Annotated in this window: 22 protein-coding genes; 18 read left to right on the top strand and 4 right to left on the bottom strand. The window is 50.2% G+C overall.

Annotated features, from left to right (window positions below; all coding sequences use genetic code 11):
• The first annotated feature begins 64 nt into the window (after positions 1 to 64).
• The 5 genes from EVJ26_RS09890 to EVJ26_RS09870 all read left to right on the top strand — a co-directional run bounded on the left by EVJ26_RS09890 (position 65) and on the right by EVJ26_RS09870 (position 3,830).
• Positions 65 to 721 carry a redox-sensing transcriptional repressor Rex gene (locus tag EVJ26_RS09890; protein ID WP_131458184.1) on the top strand — a complete coding sequence of 219 codons (657 nt, stop codon included), beginning with the start codon at positions 65 to 67 and terminating at the stop codon, positions 719 to 721.
• Positions 721 to 939, top strand: a complete 219-nt coding sequence (locus EVJ26_RS09885) for a twin-arginine translocase TatA/TatE family subunit (RefSeq protein WP_016509907.1) — start codon at positions 721 to 723, stop codon at positions 937 to 939. The genes EVJ26_RS09890 and EVJ26_RS09885 overlap by 1 nt, the downstream gene beginning before the upstream one ends.
• Before the next feature lie 3 nt (positions 940 to 942).
• Positions 943 to 1,731 carry a twin-arginine translocase subunit TatC gene (tatC, locus tag EVJ26_RS09880; protein WP_131458186.1) on the top strand — a complete coding sequence of 263 codons (789 nt, stop codon included), beginning with the start codon at positions 943 to 945 and terminating at the stop codon, positions 1,729 to 1,731.
• Positions 1,732 to 1,997: 266 nt separating this feature from the next.
• Positions 1,998 to 2,291, top strand: a complete 294-nt coding sequence (locus EVJ26_RS09875) for a hypothetical protein (RefSeq protein WP_131458188.1) — start codon at positions 1,998 to 2,000, stop codon at positions 2,289 to 2,291.
• A gap of 192 nt (positions 2,292 to 2,483) precedes the next feature.
• Entirely contained in the window at positions 2,484 to 3,830 is a 1,347-nt protein-coding gene (locus tag EVJ26_RS09870) for an FAD-dependent oxidoreductase (protein WP_131458190.1), read from the top strand.
• Positions 3,831 to 3,871: 41 nt separating this feature from the next.
• Here EVJ26_RS09870 and EVJ26_RS09865 read toward each other — a convergent pair whose 3' ends face one another.
• Positions 3,872 to 4,054 carry a PspC domain-containing protein gene (locus tag EVJ26_RS09865; protein WP_035386443.1) on the bottom strand — a complete coding sequence of 61 codons (183 nt, stop codon included), beginning with the start codon at positions 4,052 to 4,054 and terminating at the stop codon, positions 3,872 to 3,874.
• An 84-nt stretch (positions 4,055 to 4,138) separates the two neighbouring features.
• Positions 4,139 to 5,074: an ABC transporter substrate-binding protein gene (locus EVJ26_RS09860; protein WP_131458192.1), complete on the bottom strand. Its 936-nt coding sequence runs from the start codon at positions 5,072 to 5,074 to the stop codon at positions 4,139 to 4,141.
• Between the two features lie 125 nt (positions 5,075 to 5,199).
• Here EVJ26_RS09860 and EVJ26_RS09855 point away from each other — a divergent pair, with 125 nt between their 5' ends.
• From EVJ26_RS09855 to EVJ26_RS09835, 5 genes are all read left to right on the top strand, one after another.
• Positions 5,200 to 6,180 (top strand): FecCD family ABC transporter permease, encoded by a 981-nt coding sequence (locus EVJ26_RS09855; protein WP_131458194.1) that lies wholly within the window; start codon positions 5,200 to 5,202, stop codon positions 6,178 to 6,180.
• Entirely contained in the window at positions 6,177 to 7,223 is a 1,047-nt protein-coding gene (locus EVJ26_RS09850) for a FecCD family ABC transporter permease (RefSeq protein WP_131458196.1), read from the top strand. Before EVJ26_RS09855 ends, EVJ26_RS09850 begins: the two co-directional genes overlap by 4 nt.
• On the top strand, positions 7,220 to 8,023 hold the full coding sequence (locus tag EVJ26_RS09845) for an ABC transporter ATP-binding protein (RefSeq protein WP_131470357.1): 804 nt from the start codon (positions 7,220 to 7,222) through the stop codon (positions 8,021 to 8,023). Before EVJ26_RS09850 ends, EVJ26_RS09845 begins: the two co-directional genes overlap by 4 nt.
• A gap of 97 nt (positions 8,024 to 8,120) precedes the next feature.
• The gene (locus EVJ26_RS09840) at positions 8,121 to 8,594 is read left to right on the top strand and encodes a hypothetical protein (RefSeq protein ID WP_131458200.1); all 474 of its coding nucleotides are present in this window, start codon (positions 8,121 to 8,123) and stop codon (positions 8,592 to 8,594) included.
• 14 nt (positions 8,595 to 8,608) lie between these two features.
• Positions 8,609 to 9,193, top strand: coding sequence for an NADPH-dependent F420 reductase (locus tag EVJ26_RS09835; RefSeq protein ID WP_236635547.1), 585 nt, complete (start codon positions 8,609 to 8,611; stop codon positions 9,191 to 9,193).
• A 38-nt stretch (positions 9,194 to 9,231) separates the two neighbouring features.
• Here the strand turns inward: EVJ26_RS09835 and EVJ26_RS09830 are convergent, their stop codons facing one another.
• Positions 9,232 to 9,591, bottom strand: a complete 360-nt coding sequence (locus tag EVJ26_RS09830) for a TM2 domain-containing protein (RefSeq protein WP_131470355.1) — start codon at positions 9,589 to 9,591, stop codon at positions 9,232 to 9,234.
• Between the two features lie 117 nt (positions 9,592 to 9,708).
• Between EVJ26_RS09830 and EVJ26_RS14480 the strand changes: the two genes are divergently transcribed.
• From EVJ26_RS14480 to bsh, 3 genes are all read left to right on the top strand, one after another.
• On the top strand, positions 9,709 to 9,867 hold the full coding sequence (locus tag EVJ26_RS14480) for a hypothetical protein (protein WP_016509914.1): 159 nt from the start codon (positions 9,709 to 9,711) through the stop codon (positions 9,865 to 9,867).
• A gap of 14 nt (positions 9,868 to 9,881) precedes the next feature.
• Complete coding sequence (locus EVJ26_RS09825; RefSeq protein ID WP_131458207.1) at positions 9,882 to 10,277, top strand: hypothetical protein; 396 nt, start codon at positions 9,882 to 9,884, stop codon at positions 10,275 to 10,277.
• A gap of 132 nt (positions 10,278 to 10,409) precedes the next feature.
• Complete coding sequence (bsh, locus tag EVJ26_RS09820) at positions 10,410 to 11,384, top strand: choloylglycine hydrolase (RefSeq protein WP_131458209.1); 975 nt, start codon at positions 10,410 to 10,412, stop codon at positions 11,382 to 11,384.
• Between the two features lie 250 nt (positions 11,385 to 11,634).
• On the opposite strand, the gene EVJ26_RS09815 is transcribed toward bsh, so the two are convergent.
• Complete coding sequence (locus EVJ26_RS09815) at positions 11,635 to 12,087, bottom strand: Dps family protein (protein ID WP_070329004.1); 453 nt, start codon at positions 12,085 to 12,087, stop codon at positions 11,635 to 11,637.
• Positions 12,088 to 12,377: 290 nt separating this feature from the next.
• Here EVJ26_RS09815 and EVJ26_RS09810 point away from each other — a divergent pair, with 290 nt between their 5' ends.
• The 5 genes from EVJ26_RS09810 (at position 12,378) to EVJ26_RS09790 (ending at position 17,253) form a co-directional block, all read left to right on the top strand.
• Positions 12,378 to 13,025 carry a peroxiredoxin gene (locus EVJ26_RS09810; RefSeq protein WP_070329005.1) on the top strand — a complete coding sequence of 216 codons (648 nt, stop codon included), beginning with the start codon at positions 12,378 to 12,380 and terminating at the stop codon, positions 13,023 to 13,025.
• 196 nt (positions 13,026 to 13,221) lie between these two features.
• Complete coding sequence (locus EVJ26_RS09805) at positions 13,222 to 14,415, top strand: NAD(P)/FAD-dependent oxidoreductase (protein WP_131458211.1); 1,194 nt, start codon at positions 13,222 to 13,224, stop codon at positions 14,413 to 14,415.
• A gap of 11 nt (positions 14,416 to 14,426) precedes the next feature.
• Positions 14,427 to 14,990, top strand: coding sequence for a hypothetical protein (locus tag EVJ26_RS09800; protein ID WP_131458213.1), 564 nt, complete (start codon positions 14,427 to 14,429; stop codon positions 14,988 to 14,990).
• 15 nt (positions 14,991 to 15,005) lie between these two features.
• Positions 15,006 to 16,388, top strand: coding sequence for an MBL fold metallo-hydrolase (locus EVJ26_RS09795; protein ID WP_131470354.1), 1,383 nt, complete (start codon positions 15,006 to 15,008; stop codon positions 16,386 to 16,388).
• Between the two features lie 115 nt (positions 16,389 to 16,503).
• A complete protein-coding gene (locus EVJ26_RS09790) occupies positions 16,504 to 17,253 on the top strand; it encodes a sulfite exporter TauE/SafE family protein (protein WP_236635548.1) in 750 nt (249 codons plus the stop codon).
• Positions 17,254 to 17,278 lie beyond the last annotated feature (25 nt).

Here is a 17,278-nt window from a genome sequence, read left to right as displayed (position 1 = left end):
TTACAATCAAGGTGTATGAAATCAGATTCGTTTGAAACGCGTCGTAAAAAGGAGGCTCTTTCCGTTGAGTCAAAACGAACCAAAGATTCCGCAAGCGACAGCCAAACGGTTGCCACTATACTATCGGTTTATCCAAAGCCTACATTCGTCAGGGAAACAGCGTGTGTCTTCTGCTGAACTGAGCGAGGCGGTCAAGGTCGATTCGGCAACGATTCGCCGTGACTTCTCATACTTCGGTGCGCTCGGTAAAAAGGGATATGGCTATAACGTACAGTATCTGTTAGACTTTTTCCGTAAGACGCTGAATCAAGACGAGATCACGAACGTCGCCTTGGTCGGGGTCGGTCATCTCGGGACAGCGTTCGTCAACTATAACTTCCTTAAAAACAATAACACACATATCGTCGTCGGGTTCGACGCAGACGAGACAAAAGTCGGCACGACGATGTCAGGTGTCCCGATTCATCACGTCGATGAGATGGAACAAATCATGAAGCAAAACAAAATCGATGTCGCCATCCTCACGGTCCCGTCCGCTTACGCGCAGCCGGTTGCCGATGACTTGGTCCGCTATGGCGTTCGAGGGATCTTGAACTTCACGCCGGCGCGATTGACTGTACCGGACACGGTCCGCGTCCATCATATCGACTTGTCGATCGAACTCCAGTCGCTCATTTACTTTATGCAACACTATCCATCCGCTGAGGGGGTCCATCAATAATGGAATTTCTACAATCATCACTCGTCGTCGGTATCCCAGGTGGCGTCAGTATTTTCGTCATCGCCATCATCGCGCTCATCCTCTTCGGGCCGAAGAAATTGCCAGAGTTCGGCCGGGCAGCGGGGCAGACGCTCCGTGAGTTCAAAAATGCCACGAACGGTATGATGAAAGAGCACGACGAGACCGACAAGAAAGAAATTGAGAAGAAAGAGCAGTAAGCCATGAGCCATCAACCTGATCAAGAACGGGCACTGTCCGATCACTTGACAGAGCTGCGGAGACGACTGATGCTGTCGGCATTTGTCGTCTTTGCCTTCTTTCTGATCGCTTTGCCGAGTGTCAAATACGTGCTCGCCTATCTGCAGGCGGACCTCGTCGAACGAGGGCTCGAGCTGAACGCCTTTGGGGTCGCGGACCCGCTCATGATTTACTTGAACTTGGCGCTCGTCATCGGGCTCGTCGCGTCTGGTCCATTTCTACTGTATCAACTGTGGGCGTTCGTCGCACCTGGTCTGCATCCGAATGAACGAAAATGGACGCTCGCCTATATCCCGGTCATCTTTATCTTGTTCCTCATCGGTCTCGCATTCGCCTACTATTGGTTGTTCCCGCTCGTCCTCGATATCTCGACGGACCTCGGGCAAGACCTCGGTCTGACGCAAATCATCGGGGCGACGAACTATTTCACGTTCCTGTTGCAACTGACAATCCCGTTCGGACTGTTGTTCCAGTTGCCGGTCGTGACGATGTTCTTGACGCGCATCGGTGTCGTGACGCCGTACTTCCTCTCAAAAATTCGGAAGTACGCCTACTTCGCCTTGTTCGTCATCGCGGCATTCATCACGCCGCCGGATTTGACGTCGCACCTCATGGTGTCGCTGCCGCTCTTCTTCCTATATGAGATCAGCTTATCGATCTCACGCATGACGTACCGCGGTGTGCTCCGACGTGAGAAAGAGGCGATGGTGAAAGAACAGATGGATTTGATGAAGCAAATGAATGAGAAGTGAACACTACGTCATGAGACGTGGTGTTTTTTTAATGCGAGTGCGCTAAACTGGAAGTATCTTGAAAAGGGGCTTGGCCATCGTGTTGATCGGACTGTTTCTCCTTGTCGGTTGGCACGTATCACGGTTGGCATAACGGTGCTTTTTGGTCGCAAACTGTCGTACTGAAACTACATGTTCAAAGTGATATTGGTCGTAAACGCTTTTTCTGCAACAAGGAAGTACATGCTCATATGAAACCAATCAAACACACGTCAGGGGGAGAAACGATGACTTGGGAGTACTACGGGGATGAGCTCATCATCATCGGTGTGTTGACGACAATTCTGTTGATTGCCGTGCTGAACTTTTGGAAGTCGCCATTCAAGCGGAGACTTGCCTTCTCGTTGACGCTGCTCGTCGTGGGATACGTGTCGTGTATCATCGGACTCGTCTTCGTCCGCGGGTGGGACGCCCTGGGCTGGATCTTGTACGGCTTTATATTGTATGTGATGGGTCTCGTCACATATATCGGTGTCGTCATCTACCACTGGATGAAAGCGAGACGCACGTCCAATTCATGATCAAAACCGTTCCTGCCGAGGAACGGTTTTTTGTCGTCACAACCGGCGTTCAAACTTTAGACATAATTACGTGAAAAACTGAGCAAAGGGATTGTCAAACCTTCTTGTGAAATAGTACACTAAGTTCAGAAAGCGAATGTGATATTTGTCACAAACACTAACTTGCCTACAACTCAAAGGAGAGACTACCATATGAAAATCGCAGTCATCGGATGTACACACGCAGGAACAGCAGCAGTCAAAGGCTTACTCGCCAAGCACGAGAATCTCGACATCACCGTGTATGAGCGGAACGACAACGTCAGTTTCCTCTCGTGTGGGATCGCCCTCCACGTCGGCGGCGTCGTCAAACGCGCTGAAGAATTGTTCTACTCATCACCGACCGAGCTCGAAGAACTCGGCGCGACGATGCGCATGAAGCATGACGTGTTGAACATCGATGCGGAAGCGAAGACGGTCCACGCCAAAAACCTCGAGACGGGTGAAGACGTATATGACACGTTCGACCGTTTGATCGTGACGACAGGATCTTGGCCGATCGTCCCGACGCTGCCTGGCATCGAGATGACTGGGATCGAACTTTGCAAAAACTATGGCCACGCTCAGCGCATCATCGAGCGGGCGAAGGGTGCGACAAATATCGCCGTCATCGGTGCCGGCTATATCGGCGTCGAGCTCGTCGAGGCGTTCGAAGTGTACGGCAAGCACGTCACGTTCATCGACAGTGCTGACCGCATCTTGAACAAGTACCTCGACAAGTCGTTCACGGACCAACTTGAAGCCGACATGACGTCACGCGGCATCGATCTCGAGCTCAGCCAAACGGTCGAAGCGTTCCGCGGGACAGACGGCAACGTCACGCACGTCGTGACCGACAAAGGTGAGTTCGAGGCCGACCTCGTCATTCTATGTGTCGGTTTCCGTCCGAACACGGGACTGCTCGCAGGACAAGTCGATATGCTCGGTAACGGTGCCATCATCGTCGACGAATATATGCGCACGAGCAACCCGGACGTCTTCGCAGCCGGTGACAGCTGTGCCGTCTACTACAACCCGGCGCGCACACACGCCTACATCCCGCTCGCGACGAACGCCGTCCGCATGGGTACGCTCGTCGCCGAGAACCTCGTCACGCCGCGTGTCCGTTACCAAGGTACGCAAGGAACGTCGGGTCTTCGTCTCTATGACTGGAACATCGCCTCGTCAGGCCTCACGGAAGAAGCGGCCGGATTGTTCGGCCTCGACGTCGAGAGTGTCGTGATCGAGGACGCGTACCGCCCTGAGTTCATGCCGACGGCGGAGCCGGTCCAGTTCAAACTTGTCTATGAAGTCGGCACACACCGTGTCGTCGGGGGACAAGTGCTCTCGAAAGCGGATATGACGCAAGCGGTCAACACGTTGTCGCTCGCGATCCAAAACGAGATGACGGTCGAAGAGCTCGCTTACGTCGACTTCTTCTTCCAACCGCACTACAACAAGCCGTGGCACTTCATCAACAGTGGGGCGCTCGCGGCGATGAAAGACAAAGTCAACGCATAACGCAAAAGATTCGAAAGCAGCCGCTTTCGAATCTTTTTTTTTCATAGGTAACGTGGCGCGTCCTGCATCGAGTTGGCGAGGATGATGTAGACGAGGATGTTTCCGGGCATGATAAGAAAGAGTAACCGAACGCCGAGCGAGGACATGCCGAAGTACTCGGCGATGCCGCCGCAGACACCGGCGAGAGAACGGTCGGTCGCGGATTTTCGAAGTGCACGTTGCATCAAGTAGACTCCCATCTCGAATTTGATATGTAAATTTTACCATATGTGTATTGAAAAAAGCGCGCCGATTTGGCGCGCTTGTGCTTATTTCAAGATGGTGACGAGTTCGTCGAGCACTTCGTTGGCTGACAAGACGCCGCCTGACGTGTTCCACGTATCGTCGCTCACTTCGGTCACTTTACCGGCCTTGACGGCTTTCAAGTCTTTCCAAAGCTGGTTTGACTGCCATTCTTCGGCCGTTTTCGATCCGTCCGCACCGCCATATGTGAAGTAGACGATATGGTCGCCGTCCATTTCCGGGATGCGTTCCATCGTGACTTCTTCAGCGAATTCCGTGCGGTCTTGTGACGCCGGGCGTTTGACGCCGACGTCGCCTAAGATGACGCCTGAGAAGCTGTCCGTGAAGTAGATGCGTGACGCGCCAGGAAGGAAACGTACGACCGACAATTCTTTGTTCACGGCGTCGCCGAGCTCAGTTTTCGTGTCTTCGACGTGTTGGTCGTAGTCAGCTAACACGTCTTTTCCTTTGTCTTCGAGATTGAGGGCGTTCGCGTAAAGCGCGAAGTTCTCTTGCCAGTCGCCTTTGAGCGTCTCTGACATGACCGTCGGTGCGATCGCGTTCAGCTTGTCATAGATGTTCTCTTGGCGAAGTTTCGTACCGATGATGAGGTCTGGCTCGAGTTTCGCGATCGCCTCGAGGTTGACCTCGCTCTCTGTCCCGACTTCTGTCACATCTGTCATCTCAGACTCGATGTGCGGGTACCACGGGTCACCGTTCCATGATTTGACGGCACCGACTTGTTTGACACCGAGGGCGATCAACGCCTCGGTCCCTTCGTTCGTCAAGACGACGACGCGTTTCGGTTCTGTTGGGACTTCAGCGGTGCCCATGGCGTGCTCGACCGTGCGTGTCGCTGCTTCTTCTGATTCGTTCGAGTTGGTCGCCTCTTCCGACCCGCCGCAAGCAGCGAGGACAACGGTCAGACAGAGCGTAAGTAACGCTAATCCAAGTTTTTTCATATGAATAAAGTCTCCTTTGTATAGTAAGTTTTCCTTCCCGACTATAAGTGATAATGATTATCACTGTCAACCCCTTTTTCTAACAGCGAGATTTTGCTATGGTAGGGGAGGAAAGAAGTGAGGAAATGATGAAACCGTGGATCAAACTATTTGCCTTGATCATTGCATTACCAATCTTGAGTTATATCAGTTTACGGGTCGGCGTCATCCCGGTCGGTCACGAAGACGTGCTCGGCTTAGGCGGTGACGTATCTTCAAAGGCGATGATCGCCTTAGAGGACAACCGGATTCCGCGGACCGCCGTCGCTCTCGTCGTCGGGAGTGTCCTCGGCTTGGCCGGACTCTTGTTTCAACTTGTGACGCGCAACCCGCTCGCGTCACCCGATATTTTGGCCGTCAACGCCGGGGCGAGTCTTGCCATAGTGCTCGTGACGTTGTTCGGGTTCAGCAGCATCGCCTCGTTCACGACGGCCGCACTCATTGGCGCTTTCATCGCCGGTGTCATCGTCTATCTCCTCAGCGCGAACGGTGGCAACGTCATGTATATGACGCTCGCCGGCGCATCGCTCGCGGCGCTGTTCAGCTCGTTCACCCAATCGATTATCGCGTATGAGGAAGGGGCGCTCGACGAAGTGCTATTTTGGCTGACCGGGTCGGTCGCGGGACGATCGCTGACGCTCGTGACGACGCTCTTGCCATGGATGATTGGCGCGACCGTGCTCGTCATCTTCATCAGTAAAGAACTTGAGACGTTGTCGCTCGGTGATCAAGTCGCCCGTTCGCTCGGTCAAAACGTCGGGGTTGTGAAGTTCGTCGCCGTGACGCTCGCCGTCATCTTGTCGGCGTTCGGTGTCGCGCTGGCCGGTCCGATCGCTTTTGTCGGATTGCTCGCCCCGCACCTCGCTAGGTACATGTTCGGTACGGCGTTTTTCGCGAGGTTGCTCGGGAGCGCCCTGCTCGGAAGTGTACTGTTGCTCGCGGCCGATATTTTCGGACGTATCATTTTATTCCCCCGCGAAGTCACGGTCGGTGTCGTGCTCGCCGTCATCGGTGGAGCTTTCTTCATCTATCTCGTCAGTGCTAGACAAGGAGTCTTTAAGTCATGAAATCATACAGTTTTCGAAAAGGACCGTTCTCGTTCACGCTCAGGAGGCGTGAAGTCGTCTTGGCGGTTGCTTTACTTATCGGTCTCATCATTGCCATTTATTTAGGTCTCGCCATCGGAGAAACGTTTTTGACGCCGTGGTCACTCGGGGCACTCTTCGCTGGATCGGGTGACGCGTTCGCGGAGCTCATCGTCTACGAGTTCCGGATGCCGCGCGTGCTCATGGCGATCACCGCCGGGGCCTGTCTCGCCGTCAGCGGGCATTTGTTACAGTTGACCATCAAGAACGAACTCGCCTCACCCGAGATTTTCGGGATCGTCGGTGGGGCCGGGGTGGCGACGGCGACGTTCTTTACCGTCTTCACCGACGAGCGGACGAATCAGTTGTCCGTCCCGCTCGCCTATATCCCGTTCGCCTCGTTTGCCGGGGCACTCGTGGTCGGGGCGTTTCTGTTTTATTTATTGAAGCGCGGCGTCCCGCCGGTCCGACTCGCACTCATCGGGATCGGGATCAGCATCTTCTCGCAAGGGCTCGTCCAGTTCATGATGCTCGCCTCGAACGTTTATCGGAAGAACGATATTCAACAATGGTTGACCGGTACGGTGTACGCAGCGACGTGGAAGCAACTGACGATCATGGTCCCGCTCGCGATCCTGTTTTTACTTGCCGCTTTCTTGATTGAACGGCACGTCCGGCCGCTCCACATCAGTGAGGCGGTTGCGACGAGCATCGGGGTGCCGGTGCGCGGGATCCAACGGGGGACGCTCTTGTTGTCGTGTTTACTCGCCGGCATCGGTGTCGCCTTCGTCGGCGCCATCGGCTTCGTCGGACTGATGGCACCGCACATCGCCCGTCAAGGATTGAAACTGCCTTATGTTTGGGCGACGCTCCTCGTCGGGGCGACGATCGTCGTGTTGGCGGACGCGATCGGGCGGACGATCTTTTATCCGTATGAGCTCCGGACCGGTGTGATGACAGCCGTCATCGGTGCGCCGTACTTCTTCTATTTACTTCGCCGTATGATGAAAGGAAGCATGAGATGAATACATTTGATTTACAGCAAGTCGCCATCGGCTATGAACAGAAGACGGTGCTCGACGATTTGACGTTCTCGATCCCACACGGAAAGATCACCGTGCTCATCGGCGCGAACGGGTGCGGGAAGTCGACGCTTTTATCGACGCTCGCCAGGCAGCGCAACGCTTTAGCAGGCACGGTCTCGTTCCGCGATAAGCCGCTCGACGCTTACCGGGCGAAGGAAGCGGCCCGGCTCATGGCGTTCATGCCGCAAGTGAACGTCGCTCCGGACGGCCTGACCGTCGAACAGCTCGTCCGCTTCGGCCGTTACCCGTACCAGACGTTCTTCAAGCGCTATTCGGAAGACGATGAGCGCGCCGTCGAGCGGGCGCTCGCCTTCACAGACACGGTCTCGCTTCGAGACACGCTCGTCAGCAACTTGTCGGGTGGGCAGAAGCAGCGCGTCTGGATCGCCCTCGCCTTGGCCCAAGAGTCGGAGACGATCCTTCTCGATGAGCCGACGACATATCTCGACATGTCGCACCAAATCGAGATCCTCGACTTAATGTACCGGTTGAACCGGTTGGAAGGCAAGACGATCATCATGGTGCTCCACGACTTGCATCTCGCTTGTCGTTACGCTGATCACGTCATCGCACTCGCGGGCGGCAACGTCTACCGTCAAGGCGATCCGAACGACGTCGTCGATGAGACGTTCATGAACGACGTCTTCGGCTTAAAAGTCGTCGTCACGAAAGACCCGCTGTACGGGACGCCGCTCTGTATCCCGTACTCGCATTATGAATTGAATGAGAAACATCCTTGAATGCCTAGTCTTCGGACTAGGTTTTTTTTCGTCTGAACCCGGGGAAGAACTAAAGGAAAGCTGATGTGTCCCTGTATGTGTAAAAGGAGGAGCCAACATGAGTAAGAAGGAAAAACAGCCGTACCATATCGTTACGTTCACGTTTCCAGAAGAGTCGATTTCGTATCAGGCGTTCAGCAAGTTGAAAAAATATCACGCCGACGGGCTTATCGGGTTCGAACAACTCGTCGTCATCAAGCGTGAGGACAACGGGGCGTTTTCATTTGAGGACGCGGTGCAGCTGAAACCGGTGACGAAGTCGACGAAAGGCGCGTTGATCGGGATGGCGGTTGGGATTCTCGGGGGTCCGTTCGGGATTCTGTTCGGGACGCTCACCGGCGGACTGATCGGTGGGACGAAAGATTTGAAGCACGTCCAAAGCATTCAAGAGACGTTCAAACGGACCGTCGGCAACATCGAGCCCGGGCAGACCGGTGTGATGGGGATCGGGGAAGAGTTTGACCATTCGGTGCTCGATGGGCTCGCGAGCGAACTCGGTGGGACGATTACGCGGACGGACGAAGAATTATAAGGGGGACTCGATACATGAAGATCGGGATATTAGGAGCCGGCAAGGTCGGGCGTACGCTCGGCCGCAAGTTCGAGGACGTCGGCTATGACGTGTTATACGGGACTCGGACGGAACGAGAGGGAACGATGTCGCTCCAAGAAGTGGCGTCAAACAGTGACGTTCTGTTACTGACGACTCCGTTCGCGGCGGCGATCGATTTGATTCAGTCGCTCCGGGATTTGGACGACAAGATCGTCATCGATGTGACGAACCCGATTGCCAAAGAGTTTGATGCGATTGAGCGGCCGGAAGGGAAGTCCGGGGCCGAACATCTGCAGGACTTGGCCCCGCACGTCCGCATCGTCAAGGCGTTCAACCAGACCGGGGTCGAGACCTTGGAGAACCCGAACAAGTCGATGATGTTCATCGCCGGGGACGATCAGGAGGCGGTTCGGGCCGTTCAAGGCTTGGCCTCGAAGATCGGCTTCGACGCGCATACGCTCCACCACTTGAAGCTCGCCCGTGAACTCGAGTCGCTCGCCTGGTTATGGATTCATTACGCGACGAAAGAGCGGAAACATCGCAATTTCGCGTTCTACTTAAAAGAGAATAGTTTCTAACCAAAAGACGGCCGCGCGCTTGCGTGGCCGTCTGATCGTTAAAAGGCTGCTTGTTGCTCGTTACGAGTTTTCAACGACTCGATCGTCTCCCGCTCGATTGTTTCGACTTCGCGTTGTTGCCAACCAGGCATGAGGAACGCATCGACGAGCGCCCAAATTCCTGCCGCGAACAGCCCGACAAAACCGATCAACACAATCGTAAGGACGATTGAACCGACCATGAGAGCGAGCATCGCGATGGCGCTCCCGGTCTTCTTGAAATAGAAGCGGTGAGCACCAAATCCTCCGAGGAAGAACCAAAGCAAATACGCAACGACGAGATTGCGTTTCTTTTTCTCGACTTCGCTGTTGACGAGGAGCATTTCCTCAGTCGTTAAATCGGTACGTGAATAATTCATGGTGTGGTGTGCCTTCTTTCCAAAAATTGATATAATAAATGCATTCTTTATTGTACCGGGAAACGGATGAATTCCCATGAATTTCTATTTATTTTTTTAGAAGAGAGGAAGAACCAAATGGGCTTTGCCATTTTGACGTTCATCGTCGCGTTTATTCACATCATCGCGGGAGCGGTCGTGTTACATAAGTATCCGCAATATAAATCGATTGCCATCAGCGTGATTGTCCTTGGCTTCATGTATGGACTATTGACGGTCGGGTTTATCGTGTTATGAAGAAGCGTTCGGTAATGCTTCGTGTTCGGGAGAAGTTTTCGAACCAAGACGTACTGAAACTAGGGACGGGCGTTATGCTCGGGATGGTCGTAGTGGAACTCCTGCTCGGGGACGTGCCTCAAAGTACTTTGATGTCGTTCGCGTTAGTTTTTTATTATTGGCGCCATGACGTGGCGTATTCACAGGGTGACGCGACGGGGAAAGCCATCGGGGAACAAGCAAGTACGTTCACGCTTCGCGTCGTGATTGTCGCGTTGATGATCGGGTTCTTCATCTCGTTTCGGGTCGAGACAATCGACTATTCGTTGCGCGCGCTCATGCATTACGGACTGGCGCTCGTCTTCGGATTAAAGGGCTTTGGTCTCTGGTTTTTTCAAGACCTGGAACCTTCTGTCGAACGTCACGTATAACATAGCGAGCGAGACCGGTAAAGCGACAGCTTGACCGGTCTTTTGTCGTCAGGATCTGTGGTTGAAGTCCCCGGATAACGTGAATAGACCAAAGAGTGTCGTTGTCTGTTTTTGAACGGAAGGAGTCCTGTTATGTGTACAGCCATCACGTATTCGACAAAAGACCACTATTTCGGACGCAATCTTGACCTGAACGTCTCTTATCACGAGCAAGTGACGATCACGCCCAGGAACTATCCCTTTAAATATAGACGAGTCGACGATGCCCCTCATCATTACGCGATGATCGGGATGGCGACAATCGTCGACGACTATCCGCTCTATTATGATGCGACAAATGAATCGGGTCTCAGTATGGCCGGTCTTAATTTTCCGGGCAACGCCGACTTCAAACCGGAGGCGAGCGGGTTAGACAATGTGTCTCCGTTCGAGTTCATCCCTTGGATACTCGGACAGTGTGCCACGGTGGGCGAGGTGAAGCAACGACTCGAGACGATCAACTTAGTCAACATCGATTTCAGCGACGTACTTCGGCTTCACCCGCTCCATTGGCTGATTGCCGACCAACAGCAGTCGATCGTCGTGGAACCACTTAAAAATAGATTGCGTGTGTACGACAATCCGGTCGGCGTGTTGACGAACAATCCGTCGTTCGACTATCAACTGTTCAATTTGAACGACTACCGTCATGTGTCGACGAAGCTACCGGACAACACGTTTGCGAAAGCACTCGAGCTCGAACCGTATTGCCTCGGCTTAGGCGGTCATGGGTTACCCGGGGACTTATCGTCGACGTCGCGATTCGTACGAGCGACGTTCGCCAAATTCAACTCGGTCTCCGGGCAGGCCGAGTCCGAGAGCGTCAGCCAGTTCTTCAAGCTGTTGGACACCGTGATGCAGACACGGGGGCTGAACGAGGCAGCAGATGGGACGTTCGAATATACGACCTACTCGTCTTGCTGCAATATGGACCGAGGCATCTACTACTATCAAACGTATGAGAACAGCCAGATCACGGCCGTGTCGCTGTTCAATGAAGACTTAGACGGGACGCGGCTGATTGTTTACCCGCTCGTCACCGGGCAACAGATTCATTACGCGAACTGACAACAAGCCCTCTTGCCCAGCAGAAAGCTGAAGCGAGAGAGCTTGTGTGTTATAGAGCGGAGGTTTATCGTTCGTGTTGCCAATTTTCGTATAGACGCTCAGTCTCTTATGTTTTTACACAGTCGTCGTTTGCTTCTGTGTACCATTTTTATGTCTACGCTGCCTCAAATGTATTCTGAGTGCACGATAGTCTTTTATGTTCACCTATCTAGTTATTAAAAACAGTATCATTCTACCAAATAGTAAATCATCATAACTTCGTTTTTTTGCCTAGTGCTGTAGAGAGCATCCAGATTTCTTTTTCAAGTTGTTCGATGTGTGATACAAAAGTATCCTCGATGGCTTCATCTCCATCTTCGAATTGCTCCATGGCTTCTTGCATCTCTTTACGAATCGCTTTAAAGTCCTCGATTATTTCTTCAATCATCATATCCGTAGAATTATTACGGTCACCTTCATTTAACGTTGCATGATCAAGGTATTCTCTCATCGTTGCGTAAGGTGTTCCATCATTCATAAGAAGACGCTCAGCCACGTCATCATAAAGTTCAGCGGTTAATTTGTATAGTTCCTCCAACTTTTCATGATATGTGAAAAAGTGTGGGCCGCTAATATACCAATGGTAGTTGTGTAATTTGACATAGAGTAGTCCGTAGTTCGCAACTTCTTTGTTCAGTGTGTCCAATGCAATCTGACTTGCCATCATAAATTCCTCCAATGCATTTTTATCCATCTCTTAACAAACACATTTAAAAAAGCTGTCATCTCGATTATTATGCGATTTAAACATTCAAGGGCAACGAGAGTGTTACACATAAAAAACGAATTTCTGACAACTCTTTGGTACCCATTATATCCATATCGATAACGGCTTGGCTCAACATATGCAAAGGTCTACGTGACAATTGAGGGAATACCCCTATATACGAAGAAGTGATTATCGATAATAATTATCATGTAATATAAATTATCAAGTAGGAGGAATTATCATTTATGAATGAAACAATTATTAAACCAATGCCTCGCATCGGTGAACAAGCTCCAGCATTTGAAGCGAAAACCACGCATGGGACGCTCACGAATAAAGACTTTGAAGGAAGATGGTGGATTCTTTTCTCACACCCATCTGACTTCACTCCTGTTTGTACATCAGAATTTATTGCTTTTCAAGAAATCTACCCTGAACTTAAAGCTCGCAATACTGACTTGATCGGTCTCAGTGTTGATAGTGTGTCATCTCATATTGCTTGGGTTTTGAATGTAAAAGAGAAGTTCGGTGTCGAATTGACGTTCCCGATCATTGCAGACCTTGATCAAAAAGTCGCAACGGACTACGGGATGTTGATGCCAGAAGGCGGGACAACGGAGGCGTCACGAGCGGTCTTTATCATTGATCCGAATCAAACAGTACGTACAATCATCTACTATCCTTTGAGCTTAGGACGCAATATGCAAGAAATTTTGCGTGCGCTCGACGGACTTCAAACTGCGGACGAACATATGGTTTCAATCCCTGCAAACTGGGTGAAAGGTGATAAAGTCATTGTCAAACCGCCTAAGACACAGAAAGAAGCTGAAGAACGGGCAAAAGACCCACGATACGAGTGTGTAGATTGGTATTTCTGTAAAAAGGAAATTTAAAGTTATAAACGAGCCATACCTTCCTCAGAATTCTCTGATAAGGGTATGGCTCGTGTCGAATTGAGGGAATCCCCCTATGTGTCTTGCATGCGCTTTCAACTAAGATAGTAATGTGATAAATCTCATGGTTGATTGTTGTAGTTTGTTCAAAAGAGATGATATCAATCAGAGAGAAAAACAAAAGAGGGGGAGTTCCATGAAAACGCGTTTTCGAGTCGTTATTATTGGCGCTGGGACAGGAGGAATCAGTGTCGCTGCGCGTCTGTTGAGAGAACGAAAGAGCTTGAACGGAGAGGTGTTATTAATCGATCCGGCTGAAAAACATTATTATCAACCGCTCTGGACACTTGTGGGAGCTGGTGCTGCCCAGAAGTCAGAATCAGAACGTGATATGGAAACGTTGATTCCAGAAGGGGCTGAGTGGTTACAAGATAGAGTGACCACGTTCTTACCTAATGAGCAACAAGTAGAGACATCTAAACACGGGAAGATACAATACGATTATTTAGTCGTATCGCCGGGGATTGAAATTGATTGGGAAAAAATCAAGGGTTTGAAAGAATCACTAGGCACGAATGGAGTTTGTAGCAACTACTCGTTTGAACATGTGGATTACACATGGGAAACGTTACGTCAGTTCAAAGGCGGAACGGCCCTTTTTACGCATCCTGCATCTCCGGTGAAATGCGGGGGGGCGCCGCAAAAAATTATGTATCTCGTCGAGGACCATTTACAGAAAAAAGGACTTCGTGATCAGAGTGAAATCATTTTTGGTTCGGCAAATCCAGCAATATTTGATGTTGAAAAATATCGCAACGCGTTGGAGAAGGTAGTTGATCGAAAAGACATCGAAACACATTTTCGTGTCAATTTAATAGAGATTCGTGCTGAAGAAAAGATCGCTGTATTCGAAGATTTAGACGGAGATCGTGGATTCGAAATTCGCTATGACATGATTCATGTCACACCACCGATGCGTTCACCACAATTCATTCGAAACAGTCCCTTAAGTGACGCAGGAGGATGGGTCAATGTTGATAAACATACCCTCCAACATCAATCGTTCAATACCGTTTTTGGGATTGGAGACTGTACAAACCTTCCCACATCGAAAACAGGGGCGGCGATTCGTAAGCAGGCCCCGGTCGTTGTGGCGAATTTGCTGTCACTTATCGACAACATGCCCGTGGTGGCTTCTTATGATGGTTACTCTTCGTGTCCGATTGTCACAGGATATAACAAGTTAATCCTCGCTGAATTTGATTATGAGAAGGTTCCCCAAGAGTCGATGCCGTTCAATCAAGCAAAAGAGCGACATAGTATGTACATCTTGAAAAAAGATTTCCTTCCGATCATGTATTGGAACGGCATGTTAAAAGGGACGATGTGAGGGGGAGTAATATGAATTCTACAGTTCACGGAGAACAAACTCTCGAGAGCGTCTTGACTCAGCAAGATGTCGAAAAAGCATTAGTTTCGCTTGCCGCCCGCTTGCCGGAGATTGAACGATCACTTCGAAGAGTAGAGGACGCGATTGATTTTGGGCACGCCAGTTTAATGGATCAAGCCGTACGGGAAAAGCTTGACGTGTTAATGGATACGTCAAATCTGAATATCGATACATGGACAAGTGCGATAAAGCTGACAGAAAAACTTCCTTTATTATTGACGCTTATAGAACAAATGGAACAATTATTTATGTTTATGAAAGACGCTTATGAAGATGAATCGACGCGAGATATCGTCGCGGATCGCCTTGAAGGCTATACGAAGCCGTTGGTCGAGAAAGCAACTGAAACTAAAAGTATTGCAGAAGAGGTTCGCCGACGGGCCATGAATGACACAAAACCGATTTCGCTCTTTATGATGATGAAATGGTTGAAAGAACCTTCAGTACAACAAGGGCTACGATATATCCAAGCCACAATTGAAGTCATGTCAGAAAAAACGATAAACAAAAAATAAGGAGGATACGCACACATGTTACTACGTTATTTTTACGATGAAAAATTGGCACATGCGTCATATTTAGTAGGTTGTCAAAAAACAGGAGAGGCTATCGTGGTCGATCCGATGCGAAACATTACGCCTTATCTTGAAACGGCGAAAAAGGAAGGTATTCACATCGTAGGAGCTTTAGAAACGCATATCCATGCGGATTTCGTCGCTGGATCACGTGAAATCGCAGCTGAGACTAGTGCCACTATGTACATCTCGGATGAAGGTGATGAGAATTGGAAATACGAAAATTTAGATGGTATTACGGCTCAGCTCTTGAAGGATGGGGACTCTTTCCCGATTGGTAATTTAAAGTTTGAGGTCATGCATACACCTGGACACACGCCGGAAAGTATCTCGTTCCTGCTTACCGACCAAGGTGGCGGCGCGGATAAACCGATGGGGATTTTCACGGGAGATTTTGTGTTCGTAGGAGATGTGGGGCGACCGGATCTATTGGAAAAAGCAGCAGGGATTGTAGGCACTTCTGAATCTGGCGCGAAGGCGATGTATCAATCAATCGAGAAATTTAAACAACTACCGGATTACCTTCAAGTCTGGCCGGCCCATGGCGCTGGAAGTGCTTGTGGTAAATCACTTGGGGCTGTTCCTTCTTCGACAGTCGGGTATGAGAAAGAGTTCAACTGGGCGATGCGTTTTAGTGATGAAGCGAGCTTTATGAAGGCATTGCTCGAGGGGCAACCGGAACCGCCGCGATACTTTGCCGTCATGAAGCGCGTGAACAAAGTCGGCGTACCGCTTGTTCATGAGTTGCCAGCTGTCAAGAAAATGGAGGGAGACATAATTGCAAACTACGTGTCAAATGGGCATCTTGTAGTCGACACACGTCCATCCGATTCATTCAAAGTGCAACATTTGGAAAAAACAGTAAATGTGCCATTTGACGCATCTTTTACAAATTGGATGGGATGGATTGTCGACTATGATACACCTTTCTATCTTATTGCGGAAGACGAGGAAATCGAGGCAATCAAAATCGCGCTTCGCTCGATTGGAATCGATAATTTAGCTGGATATGCGATACCTGAAGACGTCAAGTTCAATGATGTATATGAAGAGATTGAACCGAAGGATGTCCGAGAGTATCTTCAGCAGGGGGCTCATTTGATTGATGTCCGAAACTTGACAGAGTGGGAGGCTGGTCATATTGAAGACGCACAACACATCATGCTTGGCTCATTAAATCGTCGCATCGAGGAAATCCCTCAAGCTGAACAAGTGATCGTGCAGTGCCAGTCCGGGGCACGCTCAGCAATCGGGACGTCGATTTTACGCCGTCATGGCATTAACGCTATCAATATGATTGGTGGATACAACCGATACGAAAGCGAAGTCGTCAAATAAGAAACAGAAGGGCCCACCGGACGCGAGTTTCTGCGTCCGGTCTGTTTTAGTATGAAAAAAATTATAAGGAAAAGGATGATGGATGTTGGATTGGTTATGGTTTGTGACGATTTTTATGATCGGTTTTATCGGCTCGTTTATTTCAGGAATGGTAGGCGTCGGTGGGTCCATTATCAAATATCCGATGCTTCTCTATATTCCACCGGCTCTAGGATTTGCTGCATTAAGTGCGCATGAAGTATCCGGAATCAGTGCGATTCAAGTCTTTTTTGCGACAATCGCTGGAGTTTTTGCATATCGAAAAGGTGGATATTTAAATAAGCCGCTCATTTTATATATGGGGAGTAGTATCCTCATCGGCGGACTGATTGGTGGATTTGGATCAACGTATATGTCTGAAAATGGTATTAATATCGTCTATGCCGTATTGGCAACATTAGCTGTCATTATGATGTTTCTTCCGAAAAAAGGGGACGAATCTAAGAAAGCTGATGAGATTGAGTTCAATCGACCACTGGCCGCCTCGCTTGCATTTGTGACAGGGTTGGCGTCTGGTATCGTCGGAGCGGCTGGGGCTTTTATTCTTGTTCCAATCATGTTGCTCGTCTTAAAAATTCCGACACGTGTGACAATTGCGACATCTTTGGCCATCACATTCATTTCATCGATTGGATCGACAGTCGGAAAAGTGGCGACGGGACAAGTGTTATACGAGCCTGCGGCTGTCATGATTGTTGCTAGTGTAATCGCGTCGCCACTTGGAGCGAAGCTCGGTCAAAAAATGAACACAAAAATCCTCCAATGGATTCTTTCATTACTTATTTTAGCGACCGCAATCAAAATTTGGTCGGACTTGCTCGCATGATGAGAAGCATATAATAAAGAAGGGG

This window comes from Exiguobacterium sp. SH3S1 (genome assembly GCF_004337105.1).
Taxonomy (GTDB): domain Bacteria; phylum Bacillota; class Bacilli; order Exiguobacteriales; family Exiguobacteriaceae; genus Exiguobacterium; species Exiguobacterium aurantiacum_A.
This window is presented reverse-complemented; position numbering and strand designations above follow the sequence as displayed.